Below are 15,287 nucleotides of genomic sequence, written 5' to 3'. Positions count from 1 at the left end.
CTGCGGGTCTGGGCGGTCTTATGCCTTGTCCAGTGCCTCGAGTTCGTCGATCAGGCCTTCGATCATCGACAGGCCCTTGCTCCAGAAGGAAGGATCGGTCGCGTCGAGGCCGAAGGGCTTCAGCAGTTCGGAATGATGCTTGGTGCCGCCGGCTTTCAGCAGTTCGAAATACTTCTCCCGAAAGCCCGTCTCGGCCTTCTGGTAAACGGCGTAGAGCGAGTTCACCAGGCAGTCGCCGAAAGCATAGGCATAGACATAGAAGGGCGAATGGATGAAGTGGGGAATGTAGGCCCAATAGGTCTCGTAGCCCTCGGAAATCTTGATGGCCGGGCCGAGGCTTTCAGACTGGACGGAGAGCCAGAGCTCGCCGATGTCGTCTGAGGTCAGTTCGCCGGCTTTGCGGGCGGTGTGGACCTTGCGCTCGAATTCGTAGAAGGCGATCTGGCGCACGACCGTGTTGATCATGTCCTCGACCTTCTGGGCCAGCATCGCCTTGCGTTCACGGTTGTCAGTCGTCCGGTCCAGCAGTGCGCGGAAGGTCAGCATCTCGCCGAAGACGGAAGCGGTTTCGGCAAGGGTCAGCGGCGTCTGGCACATGAGGGCACCTTGCGCGCCGGCAAGGACCTGATGCACGCCGTGGCCGAGTTCGTGGGCAAGCGTCATGACATCGCGCGGCTTGCCCATATAGTTGACGAGTACATAGGGATGGACGGACGGAACAGTCGGATGGGCGAAGGCGCCCGGCGCCTTGCCGGGGCGAACGGGCGCATCGATCCACTGTTCATCAAAGAAGCGCCTGGCGATATCAGCCATTTCCGGCGCGAAATTGGCGTAGGCGGAAAGCACGGTGTCCTTGGCTTCGGACCAGGAGATGAGGGCGTTCGAGGTTTCCGGAAGCGGCGCATTGCGATCCCAGAAATTCATCTGATCCATGCCGAGCCATTTCGCCTTCATCTTGTAATAGCGATGCGAGAGGCGCGGATAGGCCTCCTTCACAGCTGCGGCGAGGGCATCGACGACTTCGCGCTCGACGCGGTTTGCCAGATGGCGGCTATCGGCGATGTCTTCGAAGCCGCGCCAGCGATCGGCGATTTCCTTGTCCTTGGCGAGCGTATTGGTGATGAGCGTGAAGGTGCGGATATTGGTCTTGAAAGTTTCGGCGAGGGCCATCGCCGCCTTGCGGCGTACCTCCGGATCCTTTTCCTGAAGCATGTTCAGCGCCACTTCGAGCGGCAGCTTTTCGCCGTCGACCTCGAAACGCAGTTCTGCCATCGTTTCATCGAACAGGCGGTTGAAGGCGGCAGCACTCGTCATCGACTTTTCGAGGAAGAGCTGCTCCAGCTTGTCTTCGAGCTGATACGGCTTGTCCTTGCGCAGATCGACCAGCCAGGGGCGGTAATGGCCGGCAAGCGGATCGTTCGTCATGCAGGCATCGATAACAGCATCGTCGATGCGGTTCAGCTCCAGCGCGAAGAAAAGCAGGCGGCCGGAATATTCTGTCAGTTTGGCTTGAACATCACCGTAGAGCTTGCCGTTTGCAGGATTGGAGGTATCAGAGAAATAGGTGAGGCCGGCGAAGGAGCCGAGGCGGCCCATGATCTCATCGAGCGCCTCATATTCCTTCAGCGCCTGGCCGATGCCTTCCTCGCCCTTCTTTTCGGCCGCGTCGGCAAGCTTGCCCTTCCATTTGTCCTCGAAATCCGAAGCAGCCTTGCCGGCCTTTTCCATATCGGAGACGAAGGCGGTGGAGGTGGCCGAAGGGTAAAGATCCTGCAGCTTCCAGGTCGGAAGCTCGCCCAGAGCCGGGGCTGCCGCTGCGGCGGGAGCCGTTGCCGAAAGGTGAAGATCGGCGTGCGCAAGCGTGTGTCTCATGGGGCGGTTCCTCTTTCTCTTTTATAACAGGTTTGACTGTCTAAGCGTCGTAACGCCTGTCAGCAAGGGTTTTTCGGCGCGAAAAAGGCCCTGTTACGGCACGAAAACGGCCTGTCGTAGTCGTTAAAATGCAATTGTTTCTCAAAACTGGATGTTCAAGCCTTTCTGTCAGAGTGCGCTCTATGGTTTCGCATGAAGTGAGGCGACAATGACCGGTTACAATGAGCTCAAAGGGGCAGGGCAGATCCTTGTGGTCGAGGACGACCCCGTCCAGCGCCGTCTGCTCAAGAACGCTATCGAGCGCAGCGGCCATGTGGTGCATCAGGCCGAAAACGGCCGCATTGGGCTGGAAATGGTGAAGCGCGATCCTGGGCTTTTCAATGTCATCGTGCTCGATCTGATGATGCCGGAAATGACTGGCCTCGAATTTCTCGAAGCGATGCATGATTTTGGCACGCCGATTCCGGTTATTGTCCAGACAGGACAGGGCGGCATCGAGACGGTCGTGCAGGCGATGCGCGCTGGCGCTTTCGATTTCGTTGTCAAGCCGGTCTCTCCGGAACGGATCAACACGTCCATTTCAAATGCGATGAAGCTCGACCAGCGCGAGGTGAAGGCCCGTGCGGGCCGCCGATCGCGTGCGGGCTCTGTCGGCTTCGACGATATCGTTTCGGCAAGCCCGGCGATGATCCGCGTCATCGATCTGGCGCAGCGCGCCTCGCAGTCCAACATCCCCGTTGTGCTCGAAGGTGAATCGGGCGTCGGCAAGGAACTGGTGGCGCGTGCGATCCAGTCGGCCGGTGACCGGGCCAACAAGCCTTTCGTGACGGTCAATTGCGGCGCCATTCCGCATAATCTCGTCGAAAGCATTCTCTTCGGCCATGAAAAGGGCGCCTTTACCGGTGCGACCGAAAAGCATATCGGCAAATTCATGGAAGCCGATGGCGGCACCATCTTCCTCGACGAGATCGGCGACCTGCCGCTCGAAGTGCAGGTGAAGCTGTTGCGGGCCGTCCAGCAGGGCGAGATCGAGACCGTCGGCGCGCGCACTGCGCACAAGGTGAACGTCCGCCTCATTTCGGCGACGAACAAGGATCTGATCGAAGAGGTCAAAAACGGCCGATTCCGCGAGGACCTCTACTATCGCCTGAACGTCTTCCCGATCACCATTCCAGCACTGCGCAAACGCAAGGAAGATATTCCTCATCTGGTGCGCGTCTTTACCGATCGCTTCTCCAGCGAGCAGAAGAACGGCCGCCGCATGACGGCCAATGCCGGCGCGCTGGCGCTGCTGACCGCTTATGATTGGCCGGGCAATATCCGCCAGCTCGAAAACGCGATCTTTCGCGCCGTCGTGCTTGCCGAAGGTCCGGAACTGGCCGAATCGGACTTCCCGCAGATCGCCGCCCAGCTTCCGAACTACGAGGTCGTGGATCACCTGGCGCTCGTCGCCGATAATTCGCATCTCGATCCGGATGCCGAATTCCCCGAGGATTATCAGACGGTATCCGTCGCCGAGACGATGCGCCGCGGTCCGGAGGCGCCCGACAACGCGATCCCAAGCGTCAATCAGTCCGGTGACGTCCGCCGTCTTGCCGATGTCGAGGAAGAACTGATTCGTTTCGCGTTGAAGTTTTATCGCGGGCAAATGAGTCAAGTGGCAAGAAAGCTAGGCATCGGGCGATCCACACTTTATCGGAAACTCAAGGATTATGGTATCGACCCCGATAATCCTCAGAAAGATGCGGCATAGAGGCGTTTTTGTTAAGAAATAGGCAACCATGTTTGGTTACTCGCCATAAACCACTTGTTAGCGGCTCGTTCACTATGTAAAGAAAAGGTTGATCATGTGTGGCATTTTTGCCATCGTGTGACCGCAATTGACAGCCATTTGAGACAGCACGGGACATTGACTGTCTGACGGGGATCGAGTTGCCGAATTTGAATGGGAATACCAAGCTTTCGCGCTTGAGTTGGCGTTTGTGCGCCAAGATTGGCGGAAAGGCAGTTAGGACGGCAGCGGCCGCCCTTCTTGCGCTCGCGGTTTCCTCGCCTGTATTCGTAAGCACACCGTCTCAGGCTGCAGGCGATACCCGCAGCCTGAAGCTCTATTTCATTCATACCGGCGAAAAGGCGGTCATCACCTACAAGCGCAACGGCAAGTTCGACCCGAAGGGTCTGGAGCAGCTCAACCGCTTCCTTCGCGACTGGCGCAAGAATCAGCCGACGAAGATGGACCCGCGCCTCTTCGACCTCATCTGGGAAGTTTACCGCCAGTCCGGCTCGAGGGATTACATCAACGTCGTCTGCGGTTTCCGCTCGCCTGCCACCAACGAGATGTTGCGTGGCCGTTCGCGTAAGTCCGGTGTCGCCGAAAAGAGCCAGCACATGCTCGGCAAGGCGATGGACTTCTTCATTCCCGACGTGAAGCTCGCCACGCTGCGCGGTATCGGCATGAAGATGCAGGTTGGCGGCGTCGGTTTCTATCCGAAGTCCGGTTCGCCTTTCGTGCATATGGATGTCGGCGGCGTTCGCGCCTGGCCGCGCATGAGTCGTGACGAACTCGTCAGGCTCTTCCCTGATGGAAATACCATCCATATCCCCGCGGATGGCAAGCCGCTGCCGGGTTATCAGCAGGCGATGGCCGATTACAAGCGCCGCATGGCAAACGGCAGCCAGATCATGATGGCAAGCGCCGGCGCTTCCGTTTCCGATGACGCACCTCGCAAGCAGAAGACACTGTTTGCCTACCTCTTTGGTGGCGGCGCCGACGAGGAAGAGGATAATTCGGAGGATAGCACACCGGTGGCTGTCGCCAAGGCAACACCGCCGAAGGCTGAGGCTGTCCCGGCAGTTGATGAACCTCAGCCGCAGACCGAAGTCGCAAGCGTGAACGCACCGGTGCCGCAGGTTCGCCCGGCTTTCAGCAACCAGCTTGCCGGCAACGAGGTTGCCAATGCCCTGGTGCCGCCGTCTGCGGGTAACGCCGCCCAGCAGGCTCTTGCTGCCATGCCGGCGGGCCAGCCGCAGGGACCGGAGCATTACGCAGATCTTAGCGGTTACAGTATTCCGGTTCCGTCGCTCCTTGGGCAGCGTCGTGCTCCGGGGGATGCCGAACTCGCCTCCGTCGATCCCAACTTGATGTCGGCGGGCGTTCCGACCCCAGTCGAGCGTCCGGCCGTTGCCGAAAACCTGCTTGCTGCACAGAATGCCGATCCTGAAGCAGCGGAGGACGAGGCTGATCAGGATACGCTTTCGCCAGCCATGGTGGCAGCACTTGCAAAGCAGCAGGATGAGAGCGGAGACACGCAGGTTGCTTTGAACGCGCCTTCTGAGCCGCAGACAGTGGAGCAGGCGATCAACGCTGCCGCGCCGAAGAACCCGCCGGCACTCGACAAGCCGCCGCTGCAGCTTGCCGCACTCGCGCCGATGGCGAAGTCTGCGAGCTTTGCTGCACCGATCGTAGCGCCGAAGCCTACTGTCGTCGACAGTCCGGTTGCGCAGGGCCTGCCCACCAAGGGTGGCCGTCCGACGAAGCAGGAAGCGGTGGCTGCGGATGAAAGCCGCCAGACGGTGCGTACGGAGCCGAAGCTGACGCAGAAGATGATCTCGCAGTGGGCTCTCACCAACGCCCGCCTGGAAATGGCCTCCAAAAAGGTCCAGGCCCCACGTTTTGTCAGTCAGACGCTGCGCGCCCAGCCGACCGCGGTTTATGCCGAAGGCTTCCAGAAGACTGCTTCGGTCGATCCCGCCCGCTTCAGCGGCACGGCCGTCAATTTCATGGAGGTGCGCAAGTTCAACACGCGCTGATCCGCTTATACCCGAACAAGCAAAAGCCGCCGAACAATGTCCGGCGGCTTTTGCTTTTGTGGCTGCCGGCAAGGCGAAAATTGGTGCCGACATTTTGATGGGACCAAAAGAAAAGCCACCAAAGCGGTGGCTCCTCGGGAAAAGCAGATGACTGATACTCAGCCTTCCGGCGGGGATTCGATCATGCCGAGGGCGTGCAGGTAGGTGTCGAGGATCGCATCTTCCTCCATACGTTCCTGCTCGTCCTTCTTGCGGAGCGCAACGACCTTCTTGAGGATCTTGGTGTCGAAGCCCATGCCCTTGGCTTCGCCATAGACGTCCTTGATGTCGTCGGCGATTGTCTTCTTTTCTTCTTCCAGGCGTTCAATACGCTCGACAAAAGCGCGGAGCTGATCGCGGGCGACGCCATGTGCATCAGACATCGTGTTCTCCTGATTTCGGGATGTGCATTCGGTTGCCAGTGACTGCCGCGAAGTGCGGCCAGCGTCAAGGCGATTTGAGACCGCATGGCCTATTTATGCGGGTTGTTCACCTCAAAAGCTGCCTTTTGCACAGGCGATGCTTCCGTCTGATGAAGGTTCTTCCAGTCCTCGTAGGGCATCCCGTAGACGATCTCGCGCGATTCGTCCTTCGTGACGGCGATGCCTTCAGCTTCCGCAGCCTCGCGATACCAGTTGGACAGGCAGTTGCGGCAGAAGCCGGCAAGATTCATCAGATCGATATTCTGCACGTCGGTTCGTTCGCGAAGATGCGCGATCAGCCGGCGGAAGGCGGCAGCCTCGAATTCCGTCTTCTGTTCCTTGCTGAGCGTGGTCATGGGCCTGGTCCTTTTACTCAATAGGGGCCGGTGCGTGAAGCGTGCACGCTGTATGCATGAAGGGCTGGATCGGCGTTCATGTCGGCAAAGATAGGGGCCAGACGCGTCGCCCATTCCTCGATGCCGGTGTCATCGCCGATGAGGTCCTGGCGCACTTCCAGAAGCGCGTGTGGGATGCCCGTGATCATGCAATGGCGGTACATGGTGTCACCCTTCAGCGCACCGTCATAGGGTTCGTTGTCACCGACGAGGAGATCGGGATCGGCGCGCAGTTTGTCAAGCAATGGACGAACGGCGCGGTGGTCGCTATCCCAAAGCACTGCGGCATGCCAAGGGCGGGGAACGCCCTTCCAGGCGGGCGTGAAGGAGTGCAAGGAGAGCACCAGCGGCGCCTTGCCTGTCGCATTCGCCACCCTGTCGATCGTCTCCGACACGGCATTGTGATAGGGTCTGTGAAAGGCCTCGATCCGGTAATTCCACTCTTCCCGGGTGATTGGATGGTTGCCGGGGATAATGGCGCCATCAGATATCTTCATGACCAGGGTCGGATCATCCTCACCTCTGTTGGGGTCGATCAGCAGGCGCGAAAAACCGCCGAGCACACCCGGTACGCCCAGTTGCGCACAAAGCCGGCGGGTCAGGCCCTCGATGCCGATGTCGTAAGCAATATGCCTGAGAAAGGCGCTTTCCGGCAGGCCGAGCCTTCCATATCGTTCGGGCAGGCGGTTCATGGCATGATCGCCGAGGATCACCATGCCTTTGTCATGTTGGCCGGGTAGGGTTTCGAAGGATTGGAAGTGGTTCATCAGGAAATTGCCGATTGTCATTTCGCGTCTTCGGCCAGTGATTGCATGCGCGTTCGGCCGGTTCAAGCGCGATGGGCAGGGTCAGCGCGACGGGATGCGCTCAGCAGACGGTTATGAAAGGAAATATAATCGATTAGCATCGCGTTGACTTTCGCTTGACGGCGGCGCAAGAAGACACGGACAACGAATAACCGTGGAGCTATTTGGGAGCCGTGTTGATCCAAGCCGCGCCAAGTTTCCTCACGCGGTCCGGGCCGCTGGTCCGTCTCGCATTGTTCGCTCTTGCAGCCGTTTCGCCGTTCTTCATCGCCGATGCCGCGCGCGCGGATTTCCGTGTATGCAATGGTACGCAAAATCTGGTTGGCGTTGCAATCGGATATCGCGCGAAGGAAGGCTGGATCACGGAGGGCTGGTGGCAGGTGCCGGCAACGACCTGCGCCACGCTGATCGAGGGAGAATTACAGTCGCGTTATTATTACCTCTATGCAGAAGATGCCGCCCGGGGAGGCCGATGGACGGGTGACGTGCAGATGTGCGTGGCGGAAAATGAATTCAAGATCGCGGGCGTGCAGGACTGCTATGCCCGGGGTTATCAAAAGATGGGATTCAAGGAATACGATACGGGCCGCCAGGGTAGCTGGATGGTTCAACTCTCCGACACCCCAGGGACGCAAGAAAGCCAGAATTGATGAAGCGTAACCGCAAAGTTAAAATCCTCGCCACACTCGGCCCCGCCTCCTCCGAGGAATCGATGATCGAGAAGCTGCACCAGGCAGGGGCGGATATTTTCCGCATCAACATGAGCCATGCGAGCCATGATGTGATGCGTATGCTCGTGCAGCGCATTCGCGCCGTCGAAGCCCGGTCTGGCCGGCCGATCGGCATTCTGGCGGACCTTCAGGGTCCGAAGTTGCGCGTCGGCAAATTCGCCAATGTGAAGGTGGAATTGAAGCCCGGCCAGACCTTCACGCTCGACAGCAACGATACCCCCGGCGACGATACGCGCGTTTTCCTGCCGCATCCTGAAATTCTCGAAGCCGTTCAGCCGGGTCACCGGCTGCTGATTGATGACGGCAAGCTGGCGCTGCGCGCTGAAAAGTGCGATGGCAAGAGCATTGTCACGACCGTCATCGCCGGCACCAGCATTTCCGACCGCAAAGGCGTCAGCCTGCCCGACACGCTGCTCGGCGTCGGTGCGCTGACCGATAAGGATCGTGCCGACCTCGACGCTGTTCTTGCGACCGACGACGTCGACTGGGTGGCGCTCTCTTTCGTCCAGCGCCCCGATGACCTCGCCGAAGTGCGCAAGATCGCCCGTGGCCGCGTCGGCATCATGTCGAAGATCGAGAAGCCGCAGGCTCTGGAACGCATCGAAGAAATCATCGAGCTTTCCGACGCGCTGATGGTCGCCCGCGGCGACCTCGGTGTCGAAATGCCGCTCGAAGCTGTTCCTGGCATTCAGAAGCAGCTCATCCGCTCCTGCCGCCGTTCGGGCAAGCCTGTCATCGTCGCCACGCAGATGCTGGAATCGATGATTTCTTCGCCGGTTCCGACCCGAGCCGAAGTGTCTGACGTTTCCATCGCCGTCTTCGAAGGCGCGGATGCGATCATGCTATCGGCCGAATCCGCATCCGGCGCTTATCCGGTCGAAGCCGTCTCGATGATGGCCTCGATTGCGAGCACGGTGGAGAAGGATCCGCACTATCCCGGCATCATCTACGCGCAGCGCGCCCAGCCGGAAGCAACCGGCGCGGATGCTATCTCGCTTGCCGCCCGCCAGATCGCCGAGACGCTGAAGCTGTCGGCCATCGTTTGTTACACCTCTTCGGGCACGACCGGCCTGCGCGCTTCGCGCGAGCGTCCGCAGGTGCCGATCATCGCTCTGTCGCCGATTATCAAGACGGCACGCCGCCTGTCCGTCGTCTGGGGCATGCATTGCGTCGTCACGCATGATGCGACCGACCTCGACGACATGGTCAATCGCGCCTGCCGAATCGTTGCCGCGGAAGGCTTCGGCAAGCCGGGCGATCGCATCATCATCTCCGCCGGCGTGCCGCTCGGCACACCGGGCGCGACCAATATGCTGCGCATCGCCTATATCGGTTCGGACGGCCAGAGCGGCATCTGATCGTTTTCAGGCTAGAATATACAAAGCGCTCCTCGAAAGAGGGGCGCTTTTTTGTTGATCTCGCTTTAAGTGCTTCAGCCGCGGGAGAGGTGGCCGACGCGATAGATCTGATTGGTGCCTGAGGCGGGAGGCGCCTCTGCATAGAGGCCGAAACGTACTATCGTCCAGTCATGCGGATCGAAGGCGGCGATGCGGGCGAGGACATGTTTGCCGCCGGTTTCCTGCTTTGCCAGGGCAACCTCCTGCTGTCGCAGGTGGGGCAGTTGGGCATACGGCTCGATGGCGCGATATTCGCAGTCGGCGAAGCGGGTATTGGCGAGGTCGGACAAGACCTGCGCACTCCAGACGATCCAGTGGCGAATGCGCGGCCGGCCGAAGGCGTCCGTCAGCGCAGCAAAGCCGGGGCCGCAGATGAAGTCGCCGGCGCCTTCCGGCTGCTTCCAGAGATAGAAGGGCGCATAGAGATTTTCGCGGCTGCCGTATTCGCCCCGCCGAGCGCTCAGAAAGGCCTTAAAGCCGAGATGCGGGAAGCCGTTCATGGCCGGCCCCTTTTCGCGGATACGATGATCGATGATCTCCATGTCGTAATCGGCAGGGAGGGTGAAGGAATATTGCATGGCCATCATGGCTGAGGTTCCTTACGGCCAGACCAGTCGACGAAGCGTCCCTGCTCGAAGCCCTGGATGCTCAAGTAGCTGAAGGGGCTGTCGGCTGTGGCCCCGTCCCAGTGAAGCTCGTCCGGAGCGAACCATATCGCATCGCCGGTCCTGACTTTCTCGACGGGTTCGCCCTCCCGCTGCACGCGGCCGACGCCGGAGAGGACATAGAGAAACTGGCCGCGGGGATGTGTATGCCAGTGTGTGACGGTGCCAGGATCCAGGGTTGCGCGCATGGCGGTGTTTTCACCATCGATCTGACTGTCGAGCACCATTTCGATCCAGAAGGGCGCATTCGAGATACCTTCCGGAGCGCGGGCGGCGTTGCCGGGGCGGCGAATGATCATGGTCTTCGGGTTGGCCTCGCTCACGATGGAGCTCCCATGGTGTGGGCTTCCCAGCCGGGCTCGGCCATCTGCGCCAGGCCGTCGCCAAAAGACCATTCGTCGGGTTCGCTGGTCGAGATGACGATCATCACATCTTCCGGGCGCAGGCCGGGCGATTGCTGCAGCAGTTCGACGGTTCGTCGGAAGAAAGCCTTGCGCGTTTCGGTCGTGCGCGGTTTGCCAGTCGTGATCGCGATCAGTACGAAATCATCCGAGCGCGGGCCGGCGAGGTAATTGCGGTCGAAGATCAATTCACCCGGCTCGTGCTGGTGGATGATCTGGAAGCGGTCAGCAGGCGGCACGTTGAAGGTCTCAACCATGGCCTTGTGGATGTTGTCCGAAAGCGCGCGCAGATAGTCCGGCGACTTTCCCCTCAGAAGGGAGATACGAGCAAACGGCATTGGATGCCTCCTTGTTGTGTGACTTGACTGGAGAAGCATCTCACGCCACGATAATGCAGAAAATCAGAATTTTATGGATTTATAGTCCATTAAAATGGGATTGTAGGATGAGGCGGATGACGTTCGATCTCGATGTACTGAGAACCTTCGCGACCGGCGTGGATCTCGGCAATTTCGCCAGGGCGGCGGATCGGCTGGGACGATCGACATCCGCCGTCAGTGCACAGCTAAAAAGGCTGGAGGAGCAGGCCGCCACGCCGATCTTCCGCAAATCGGGACGGGGATTGGCCCTGACGGAAGCCGGTGAGACAATGCTTGCCTATGCCCGGCGGTTGCTCGATCTGAATGACGAAGCGGTCGCGGCGGTGCAGAGCGTCGAGCTGGAGGGCTGGGTGCGGCTCGGCCTGCAGGAGGATTTCGGTGAGAACCTGCTGCCTGAAGTGCTCGGACGCTTCGCCCGGGCACATCCGAAGGTGCGGATCGAGGCGCGAGTGGTGCGCAATGCCGAGCTTCTGGAACGGGTGACGACGGGCAAGCTCGATATTGCACTCGCCTGGAGCGTCGGCACTTTGACCGCCCATTGCGAGCATATCGCCGATGTGCCGATGCGCTGGATCGGCCCGGCGAACGGCTTGCCGGCATGGGCGGCTGGAAGCGGTGAGCCGATGCCGCTTGCTTCGCTGGAGGCACCCTGCCTGCTCAGGAATGCCGCGACGAAGGTGCTGGACGAGGCCGGTATCTCCTGGAGGCTGTCCTTCGTCAGCCCAAGCCTCGGCGGTCTCTGGGCGGCAACCGCTGCAGGATTGGGTATTACGGTGCGCACGCCTATCGGGCTGCCTGCCAAGGTGCGGATGTTGGCGCCGGGGGAAGCCGGCCTGCCGGAACTGCCTGACCTGGGGCTGGTCTTGCATCGAGCGGAAGCGGAGCCGGATGCTGCAACGAGCCGGCTGGCGGAATTGGTGCTGCAGTCGGTGCATGAGGCGGTGCGAGACATTTCTATCTCATCCGATCAGGAGAAGGCGCTGCGAAGGTTCGGGTGAAATATTGACCCTGCTTGCGGAAGCCGGTAGCCTCCCATCGCTATGAAAATGATCGCTCTCAACATCGCTACGGTCTTCTTCTTGAGCCTCTAAGGCTCTGCCCTCGGGCAAAGGAAGATGCGGCCGCTTCACCAGCCTGCTGGCTGGGGCGTTGCCGTGGACTGTAACCACCCTGCATCCGGCCGATGGACAATGCCGACAGGGTTCGGCGATAGAGAGATATTTCATGACATCCACTGGTTATCCGCCGGCGCTCAGCGCCGCGCAGATCGAACAATTCATCGAGGATGGCTTCGTTCGCATCGACGATGCTTTTCCCCGCGACGTGGCCGAGGAAGCCCGCGCCATCATGTGGCGGGACATTCTTTTCGATCCCGACGATTCAAAGACTTGGGTGCAGCCGGTCGTCCGGCTGGCCGGCTATGGCGGCGGACCGTTCAATGCGGCGGTCAATACGCCCCTGCTGCATTCGGCTTTCGATCAGCTCGTGGGCAAGGGACGCTGGGAACCGCGCAGCGGTCTTGGCAGCTTCCCGGTCCGCTTCCCGCATCCTGATGATCCCGGCGATGCCGGCTGGCATGTGGATCTGAGCTTTCCGGGAGACGACGGCGACCCAGATGAGCAGCGGGATTTTTCCGCCTGGCGAGTGAACGTCACCTCGCGCGGACGGGCGCTCCTGATGCTTTTCCTGTTCTCGGATGTCGGCGAAGAAGACGCGCCGACGCGTATCCGGGTCGGATCGCACAAGGATATCGCAAGGATGCTGGAGCCGGCAGGCGAAGCTGGCATGGCGTATCTGAGGCTGGAGCATGTCGGTGAAGACAGGCCGCTTGCCCTGGCGACAGGGCAGGCGGGCACGGTCTATCTGTGCCATCCGTTCCTCATCCATGCGGCGCAGATGCATCGCGGCAAGGAGCCGCGCTTCATGGCCCAGCCGGCTCTTGCGCCATCGGAGCCGCTAAAGCTTGTGCGTGAAGACGGCGCCTATTCGCCTGTCGAAATCGCCATCCGCAGGGCGCTCCAGCAAGGTTGAGGCTTATCGCAAGACGGCTGCACAGGTTTGTGCGGCATGGCAGATGTGGAGGAGGTTGCTTGGTATCGGAACCTCCTCCACTTCAGGGAACCTCCCCCAGGAGATGCTCTGATACAAGAAGGGGCGCCATTTTGCGCCCGAAAGGGGCTTGGTGGCGGAGGTTCACCTTCAATGGAGGAGGTTCGGCGGAGGTTATCTCCGCCGGTTCAAGCCATTGATATATATGTATTTAAATCAAGTGGAGGAGGTGTAGGAGGTTCTTTGCTGAAACCTGCCGGATGCCACCTACGCCAGCGGTCTGGCAAGGTCTCCGGCTAGTCTTAGGAGAAAACCTCCGCCACCCCCTCCACCTCCTCCACCTGCGATTCTTGACGGTGGCGGACGATGCTTTTGATCGGGGCGGCGGCCTCTAGCTCTGCCGGTTACATCACGCCTGCATTTCCTGTTGTGCCGCCCGGCGGATTGCCTGCGGCGGCTGGCCGAAGGCGCGCAGGAAGGCGCGGCGCATACGCTCGCGATCGGCAAAGCCGGTTTCACGAGCGACGGTATCGATTGGATGGCGGCCCTGCTCCATCATCAGGCGAGCCGCTTCCAGGCGCAGGTTCTCGACGGCCTTTGCCGGCGACTGGCCCGTTTCGGCCCGGAAGGCGCGGCTGAACTGACGGGGGCTGAGATGCGCGGCCTCGGCCAGCTCTTCGACTGAAAGCGTGGATTTCAGATTGCTGCGCGCGTGCGCGAGCGCCTTCTGGATGCGGTCGGATTTCGGTTCCAGTTCAAGAAGGGCGGAAAACTGCGACTGGCCACCGGCGCGACGATGATAGACGACTAGCTTGCGGGCAACGGCGCGGGCGATTTCCAGGCCATGATCTTTCTCGACCATGGCAAGAGCCAGATCGACACCCGCCGTCATGCCCGCCGAGGTCCAGACTGAGCCGTCGATGATGTAGATGCGGTCCTCTTCCATCCGGATCTCGGGATAGCGGTTTTGCAGTTCGCGGGCGAGATACCAGTGAGTTGTGGCGCGGCGGCCATCAAGGACGCCGGCATCGGCAAGCAGGAAGGCACCGGTGCAGATCGAGGCGAGGCGACGGGTGGCGGCAAGTGCGGCGCGAATGAACTTTGCTTCCGCCTCGTTGGGAAGCTTGATGTCGGGCGCACCCGTAACGATCAGTGTGTCGAAAGCGGGATCGCCGAAAGCTTCTGTCTCGACGATCATACCGAGAGAATTGGCGATGGGGCCGCCGGTCTCTGAGAGATAATGGATGTCGTAGACCTTTTCGCCGATCTCGAGATTGGTGAATTCGAAGGCCGAGGCGGCAGCGAGGCTCATGATCTGAAAGCCGGGAAAGAGTAGGAAGCCGATTTGCTGCATCGTCATGATGTCCTGAAAAGTGGATGTCTTAAAAGGTGGTATATATGACATTTAGGACGTGAGCAATTGGGCGTAAAACTCTCCTCAAGCGCAAGGCAATCGGGCCGGCGCACCAGATGGAAAAACGATCATGGCACAAGAACATAAGGGTACGGCGCTGGTCACGGGCGCCTCTTCGGGCATTGGCGCGATCTATGCCCACCGGCTGGCAAAGCAGGGTTACAACCTCATCCTCGTCGCCCGCAACGGTGATCGGCTGAAGGCGCTGGCGAGCCGCCTGAGCGATGAGACGGGTCGGACCGTAGAGACGCTGTCCGCCGATCTCGGCAAGCAGGACGATCTTGCCAAGGTCGAGAAGGTGCTGAAGGAAGACCAGAGCATCACGATGCTGGTCAACAATGCCGGCTTTGGTGGAACCGCGCCGCTGCTCGCCTCCGACGTCGACAAGATGCAGGAGATGGTCGATATCAACGTTACGGCAGTGATGCGGCTCACCTATGCCGCCGTGCCCGGTTTGGTTGCACGCGGTGGCGGCACCATCATCAACATCGCCTCGATCGTGGCGATCGCGCCTGAGATCCTGAACGGCGTCTATGGCGGTACGAAAGCCTTCGTGCTCGCCTTCAGCCAGTCGCTGAAGCATGAGCTTGCCGACAAGAATATCCGCGTCCAGGTCGTGCTGCCAGGCGCCACCGCCACAGAGTTCTGGGGCATTGCCGGCACGCCGGTCGAGCATCTGCCGGGCGAGATCGTCATGTCGGCGGAAAACATGGTCGACGCGTCACTGGCAGGTCTCGCCGAGGGTGAATTTGCGACGATCCCGGCGCTCGAAGATGCCGGCCTGCTCGCCGCTTATGAACAGGCACGCCAGGCGCTGATGCCGAACCTGTCTCGCTCGGTCCCGGCCCCGCGCTACAAGGTCGCATAACGGCGATCGACAGAGAACGGCATCGTCCGCGGCAGGTC

The 15,287-nt window shown here is 60.4% G+C and carries 15 protein-coding genes; 7 read left to right on the top strand and 8 right to left on the bottom strand.

Features of this window, described 5'->3' with window-relative positions; genetic code table 11:
• Positions 1 to 18: 18 nt before the first annotated feature.
• Complete coding sequence (locus ACK9YZ_RS17615) at positions 19 to 1,872, bottom strand: M3 family oligoendopeptidase (protein ID WP_416064674.1); 1,854 nt, start codon at positions 1,870 to 1,872, stop codon at positions 19 to 21.
• 208 nt (positions 1,873 to 2,080) lie between these two features.
• On the opposite strand from ACK9YZ_RS17615, the gene ACK9YZ_RS17610 reads away from it, so the two are divergent.
• The gene (locus tag ACK9YZ_RS17610) at positions 2,081 to 3,625 is read left to right on the top strand and encodes a sigma-54-dependent transcriptional regulator (RefSeq protein WP_216755879.1); all 1,545 of its coding nucleotides are present in this window, start codon (positions 2,081 to 2,083) and stop codon (positions 3,623 to 3,625) included.
• A 179-nt stretch (positions 3,626 to 3,804) separates the two neighbouring features.
• Positions 3,805 to 5,682: a DUF882 domain-containing protein gene (locus tag ACK9YZ_RS17605; RefSeq protein WP_416064673.1), complete on the top strand. Its 1,878-nt coding sequence runs from the start codon at positions 3,805 to 3,807 to the stop codon at positions 5,680 to 5,682.
• A 158-nt stretch (positions 5,683 to 5,840) separates the two neighbouring features.
• On the opposite strand, the gene ACK9YZ_RS17600 is transcribed toward ACK9YZ_RS17605, so the two are convergent.
• The 3 genes from ACK9YZ_RS17600 to ACK9YZ_RS17590 all read right to left on the bottom strand — a co-directional run bounded on the left by ACK9YZ_RS17600 (position 5,841) and on the right by ACK9YZ_RS17590 (position 7,305).
• Positions 5,841 to 6,104 (bottom strand): DUF2312 domain-containing protein, encoded by a 264-nt coding sequence (locus tag ACK9YZ_RS17600; protein WP_007822869.1) that lies wholly within the window; start codon positions 6,102 to 6,104, stop codon positions 5,841 to 5,843.
• A gap of 89 nt (positions 6,105 to 6,193) precedes the next feature.
• Positions 6,194 to 6,499, bottom strand: coding sequence for a DUF1244 domain-containing protein (locus tag ACK9YZ_RS17595; RefSeq protein ID WP_216755877.1), 306 nt, complete (start codon positions 6,497 to 6,499; stop codon positions 6,194 to 6,196).
• Between the two features lie 17 nt (positions 6,500 to 6,516).
• Positions 6,517 to 7,305, bottom strand: coding sequence for an N-formylglutamate amidohydrolase (locus tag ACK9YZ_RS17590; RefSeq protein WP_416066762.1), 789 nt, complete (start codon positions 7,303 to 7,305; stop codon positions 6,517 to 6,519).
• A 215-nt stretch (positions 7,306 to 7,520) separates the two neighbouring features.
• Between ACK9YZ_RS17590 and ACK9YZ_RS17585 the strand changes: the two genes are divergently transcribed.
• Positions 7,521 to 7,994, top strand: a complete 474-nt coding sequence (locus tag ACK9YZ_RS17585) for a DUF1036 domain-containing protein (RefSeq protein WP_416064672.1) — start codon at positions 7,521 to 7,523, stop codon at positions 7,992 to 7,994.
• Entirely contained in the window at positions 7,994 to 9,433 is a 1,440-nt protein-coding gene (gene pyk / locus ACK9YZ_RS17580) for a pyruvate kinase (RefSeq protein ID WP_416064671.1), read from the top strand. The genes ACK9YZ_RS17585 and pyk overlap by 1 nt, the downstream gene beginning before the upstream one ends.
• A 74-nt stretch (positions 9,434 to 9,507) precedes the next feature.
• On the opposite strand, the gene ACK9YZ_RS17575 is transcribed toward pyk, so the two are convergent.
• From ACK9YZ_RS17575 to ACK9YZ_RS17565, 3 genes are read right to left on the bottom strand one after another with little or no spacing between them, the layout of a single operon-like run.
• Complete coding sequence (locus ACK9YZ_RS17575; protein WP_416064670.1) at positions 9,508 to 10,059, bottom strand: DUF4865 family protein; 552 nt, start codon at positions 10,057 to 10,059, stop codon at positions 9,508 to 9,510.
• On the bottom strand, positions 10,056 to 10,460 hold the full coding sequence (locus ACK9YZ_RS17570; protein ID WP_416064669.1) for a cupin domain-containing protein: 405 nt from the start codon (positions 10,458 to 10,460) through the stop codon (positions 10,056 to 10,058). Before ACK9YZ_RS17570 ends, ACK9YZ_RS17575 begins: the two co-directional genes overlap by 4 nt.
• The gene (locus tag ACK9YZ_RS17565; protein WP_416064668.1) at positions 10,457 to 10,876 is read right to left on the bottom strand and encodes a tautomerase family protein; all 420 of its coding nucleotides are present in this window, start codon (positions 10,874 to 10,876) and stop codon (positions 10,457 to 10,459) included. Before ACK9YZ_RS17565 ends, ACK9YZ_RS17570 begins: the two co-directional genes overlap by 4 nt.
• A gap of 107 nt (positions 10,877 to 10,983) precedes the next feature.
• Between ACK9YZ_RS17565 and ACK9YZ_RS17560 the strand changes: the two genes are divergently transcribed.
• Entirely contained in the window at positions 10,984 to 11,916 is a 933-nt protein-coding gene (locus tag ACK9YZ_RS17560) for a LysR substrate-binding domain-containing protein (protein ID WP_416064667.1), read from the top strand.
• A gap of 226 nt (positions 11,917 to 12,142) precedes the next feature.
• Positions 12,143 to 12,949 (top strand): phytanoyl-CoA dioxygenase family protein, encoded by an 807-nt coding sequence (locus tag ACK9YZ_RS17555; protein WP_416064666.1) that lies wholly within the window; start codon positions 12,143 to 12,145, stop codon positions 12,947 to 12,949.
• Positions 12,950 to 13,376: 427 nt separating this feature from the next.
• Here the strand turns inward: ACK9YZ_RS17555 and ACK9YZ_RS17550 are convergent, their stop codons facing one another.
• Entirely contained in the window at positions 13,377 to 14,321 is a 945-nt protein-coding gene (locus tag ACK9YZ_RS17550) for a GlxA family transcriptional regulator (protein WP_216755870.1), read from the bottom strand.
• 130 nt (positions 14,322 to 14,451) lie between these two features.
• Between ACK9YZ_RS17550 and ACK9YZ_RS17545 the strand changes: the two genes are divergently transcribed.
• Complete coding sequence (locus ACK9YZ_RS17545; RefSeq protein WP_416064665.1) at positions 14,452 to 15,249, top strand: SDR family NAD(P)-dependent oxidoreductase; 798 nt, start codon at positions 14,452 to 14,454, stop codon at positions 15,247 to 15,249.
• The last annotated feature ends 38 nt before the right edge of the window (positions 15,250 to 15,287 follow it).

Source organism: Rhizobium sp. ZK1 (assembly GCF_047782645.1).
Taxonomy (GTDB): Bacteria; Pseudomonadota; Alphaproteobacteria; order Rhizobiales; family Rhizobiaceae; genus Rhizobium.
The sequence above is the reverse complement of the archived record's forward strand: the minus strand, read 5'-3'. Positions and strand labels throughout refer to the sequence as shown.

Coding starts and splice junctions, on each gene's coding strand:
- ACK9YZ_RS17615 (WP_416064674.1), bottom strand. CDS start 1,872: ATGAGACACACGCTTGCGCACGCCGATCTTCACCTTTCGGCAACGGCT.
- ACK9YZ_RS17610 (WP_216755879.1), top strand. CDS start 2,081: ATGACCGGTTACAATGAGCTCAAAGGGGCAGGGCAGATCCTTGTGGTC.
- ACK9YZ_RS17600 (WP_007822869.1), bottom strand. CDS start 6,104: ATGTCTGATGCACATGGCGTCGCCCGCGATCAGCTCCGCGCTTTTGTC.
- ACK9YZ_RS17595 (WP_216755877.1), bottom strand. CDS start 6,499: ATGACCACGCTCAGCAAGGAACAGAAGACGGAATTCGAGGCTGCCGCC.
- ACK9YZ_RS17590 (WP_416066762.1), bottom strand. CDS start 7,305: ATGAACCACTTCCAATCCTTCGAAACCCTACCCGGCCAACATGACAAA.
- pyk (WP_416064671.1), top strand. CDS start 7,994: ATGAAGCGTAACCGCAAAGTTAAAATCCTCGCCACACTCGGCCCCGCC.
- ACK9YZ_RS17575 (WP_416064670.1), bottom strand. CDS start 10,059: ATGATGGCCATGCAATATTCCTTCACCCTCCCTGCCGATTACGACATG.
- ACK9YZ_RS17565 (WP_416064668.1), bottom strand. CDS start 10,876: ATGCCGTTTGCTCGTATCTCCCTTCTGAGGGGAAAGTCGCCGGACTAT.
- ACK9YZ_RS17560 (WP_416064667.1), top strand. CDS start 10,984: ATGAGGCGGATGACGTTCGATCTCGATGTACTGAGAACCTTCGCGACC.
- ACK9YZ_RS17555 (WP_416064666.1), top strand. CDS start 12,143: ATGACATCCACTGGTTATCCGCCGGCGCTCAGCGCCGCGCAGATCGAA.
- ACK9YZ_RS17550 (WP_216755870.1), bottom strand. CDS start 14,321: ATGCAGCAAATCGGCTTCCTACTCTTTCCCGGCTTTCAGATCATGAGC.
- ACK9YZ_RS17545 (WP_416064665.1), top strand. CDS start 14,452: ATGGCACAAGAACATAAGGGTACGGCGCTGGTCACGGGCGCCTCTTCG.